2 protein-coding genes are annotated in these 837 nt (G+C 43.0%); both read left to right on the top strand.

Annotation, left to right across the window (positions count from 1 at the left end):
• On the top strand, positions 1-593 hold a 593-nt coding region (gene traF, locus R7P74_RS25665), incomplete at its 5' end, for a conjugal transfer protein TraF (RefSeq protein ID WP_318123466.1).
• 44 nt (positions 594-637) lie between these two features.
• Entirely contained in the window at positions 638-796 is a 159-nt protein-coding gene (locus R7P74_RS25670; RefSeq protein ID WP_005455352.1) for a YoaH family protein, read from the top strand.
• Positions 797-837: the final 41 nt, after the last annotated feature.

Below are 837 nucleotides of genomic sequence, written 5' to 3' on the forward strand. Positions count from 1 at the left end.
ACTTTATGAATCAGCATCTTTCTTTTGGTATCACCCCAAAACTGCAGCGCATCTATACATATTCGTATGCGACCAGCTTTAAGAACTTTGATACCAAAGATCTCCGTGAACACGAAACTGCTGAAACTATGTTTAACTTAGATGCGGGTGCACTTTGGTTCTTCGGTCCATATCGTTTGGGTATCTCGGCTAAAAACTTGATTGGAAGAGACGTGAAAACCAAATCGTTCCAGTACAACACTGATACGATTCAGTCATACGAATACAGTATGAGACCTGTTTACACAGTCGGTGCGGGTATCGTTGCAGACTACTTTACCATGAGCGTCGACTACGACTTAAATGAAGAGAAACGCTTTTCCTCATTTGATGACAACACCCAAATGATTCGAGCTGGCTTCGAAATAGACATTTTGCGCCAAATGGCACTACGAGGTGGCTATATGAAAAACCTTGCGAGAAGTAATGATGAAGGGACGATTACGGCTGGTATAGGCTTATCGCCATTGAACCTGATTGAATTAGATATTGCTGCGAGATACACAAACGAAAATGCAATGGGCGCATCCATTAATTTCCTTGCGACCTATTAACTGAATCGTTATAGTCGGCTCCTCACATTGAGGAGCCTTTTTTTATGTTTGACGATTTACCACCTATATCGCACAAAGAGCAGCAAGAAGCTGTAGAACGAATTCAAGAACTGATGGCAAAGGGCACAAGTACAGCCGAAGCGATCAAAATCGTGGCAGAGCAGATTCGCGCAGAATACGCAGCCAAACAACAAGACAGTTAATAGAAGAAGCAGGGCACAGACCCTGCTTTTTTTTGCCCCTT

Source organism: Vibrio sp. 2033 (assembly GCF_033339735.1).

Bases quoted from the DNA above. Each gene is read 5' to 3' on its own strand.
- R7P74_RS25670 (WP_005455352.1), top strand. From the start codon at position 638: ATGTTTGACGATTTACCACCTATATCGCACAAAGAGCAGCAAGAAGCT.